Genomic DNA, 1,227 nt, shown 5'->3' with positions numbered 1-1,227 from the left:
TTCACAGCTATTTTTTATAGTTGTAGAGAGAAGTAGACTGTAGGCTCCCTTGGATTTTAAATCCGTATTATAAACTAGTCAGCTTTACTCTCGCCTTTTGAAATTCGTTTGTAGTATGTTGGGCTCTTGAAGCCGTGTAGAGGAAAGTGAAATGAGAAAGGTTAAGTAAAGTTTCAGCTTCTCAAAACAATTAAGGAGGAATTACGTGGATTATTTAGGCATTGATATTAGTAAAAGAACGAGCGTCATCGCACATTATTTTGAAGATAAATTCCAAAAGGAATTTACAATTCAGAATAATAAAAATGGTTATAATCAGTTACTTAAATACTTAAAAAACTTAATCAACCTCAACTTATATTTGAATCTACCGGTGTGTATTCAAGAGGTATAGTTCAGTTTTGTCAGGTTAACCATGTGAAGTATATTGAAATGAACCCATTAGAAGCGAAATTTAAAACAAATTCTCTAAGATCATGGAAAACGGATCACTCTGATGCTCATAAACTAGCACAATTAGGGCCCACTTTAAAATACACTGATAGTTTAAATACTAAAAATGAAATTTACTTTGAATTACGTGAACGTGTACGATTTCATCTTGAAATCGAAAAAAATCAAAGTCGTTTAAAAGTTCAGATTATCGAATTACTCCATCAAACCTTTCCAGGGTTAGAGAAATTATTCAAAAATCGCTATTCAATGATTGCTCTCAATATCGCAGAAATATATTCACATCCTAGTTTTGTTCAACAACAAGATATAGATACTTTAATCTCAAATATTTTCAACTCTACAGAGAAAGGGTTATCTACTCGAAAAGCAGAAAATTATGCTGATAAATTATCCAAAATTGCACATGAAAGTTATCCAAGTGTTAAATCTTCTTCTTTTTTAGTAAGAAAACTTCAGTTATTAATTCGACAGTTAAAAGATTCTATAGAACAGTTATCTCAATTAGATAAAGAAATGATTAATTTAGCACAAGAACTAAAGTGTTACGAAATTATACAATCTATTCCTGGTATTGGAGAATTAACAGCAGCTATGTTAATCGGAGAATTAGGAGATATTACTCACTTTAAAACAAATAAACAATTAAATGCTTATGTAGGTATTGATATCAAACGATATCAATCTGGTAACACTCATTATAAGGATACAATTAATAAGCGGGGAAATAAAAAAGCTAGACAATTATTATTTTGGATAGTGATGAATATTATC

The 1,227-nt window shown here is 30.1% G+C and carries 2 protein-coding genes; both read left to right on the top strand.

Annotated features, from left to right (window positions below; genetic code table 11):
* The first annotated feature begins 205 nt into the window (after positions 1 to 205).
* Positions 206 to 394 carry a hypothetical protein gene (locus SBL16_RS12110; RefSeq protein ID WP_107634677.1) on the top strand — a complete coding sequence of 63 codons (189 nt, stop codon included), beginning with the start codon at positions 206 to 208 and terminating at the stop codon, positions 392 to 394.
* Positions 391 to 1,227, top strand: an 837-nt coding sequence (locus SBL16_RS12105; protein WP_317954273.1) for a transposase, incomplete at its 3' end; no start/stop codon positions are given. The genes SBL16_RS12110 and SBL16_RS12105, both read left to right, overlap by 4 nt.

This window comes from Staphylococcus sp. NWU MK-U1, from assembly GCF_033283505.1.
In the GTDB taxonomy this organism is placed as follows: domain Bacteria; phylum Bacillota; class Bacilli; order Staphylococcales; family Staphylococcaceae; genus Staphylococcus; species Staphylococcus haemolyticus.
Note: the sequence above shows the minus strand (reverse complement) of the source record. Positions and strands in the feature narration are given on the sequence as shown.